The sequence below is a fragment of the Streptomyces coacervatus genome (assembly GCF_029223485.1).
Classification (GTDB): Bacteria; Actinomycetota; Actinomycetes; order Streptomycetales; family Streptomycetaceae; genus Streptomyces; species Streptomyces coacervatus.
Map to the genome: position 1 here is coordinate 1 of NZ_JARHTP010000085.1, position 501 is coordinate 501.

Sequence of the window (501 nt, forward strand, 5' to 3'; positions counted from 1 at the left end):
GTGTGGTGCTGGTGCCGCGTCTGGTGCGGGTGCCGGTGGCCGGTGCGGACGCGGGCACAGGTGTGTCTTTCGGTGGTGTGGGTGCCGGTGGGACGGTGCTGGTCACGGGTGCGACGGGGACGTTGGGCGCTTTGGTGGCCCGGCATCTGGTCGTCGAGCACGGCGTACGACACCTGCTGCTGGTGAGTCGCCGCGGCGCCGAGGCCGAGGGCGCGGCCGGGCTGTCCGCCGAGCTTGCGGAGCTGGGTGCCGAGGTCACCTGGGCGGCGTGTGATGTGGCGGATCGGGAGGCGCTGGCCTCCCTCCTGGTCTCGATACCCGCCGAGCATCCGTTGTGTGCTGTGGTGCATGCGGCGGGTGTGCTCGATGACGGCGTGTTGTCGTCGTTGACGCCGGAGCGGGTGGATGCGGTGTTGCGTCCGAAGGTGGATGCGGCGTTGCTGCTGGATGAGTTGACGCGGGATGCCGGGTTGTCGGCGTTTGTGTTGTTCTCGGGTGCGG

1 protein-coding gene is annotated in these 501 nt (G+C 69.9%); it reads left to right on the plus strand.

Annotated elements, in window-relative coordinates; all coding sequences use genetic code 11:
* On the plus strand, positions 1-501 hold a 501-nt coding region (locus P2Q00_RS50695), incomplete at both ends, for an SDR family NAD(P)-dependent oxidoreductase (protein ID WP_275781999.1).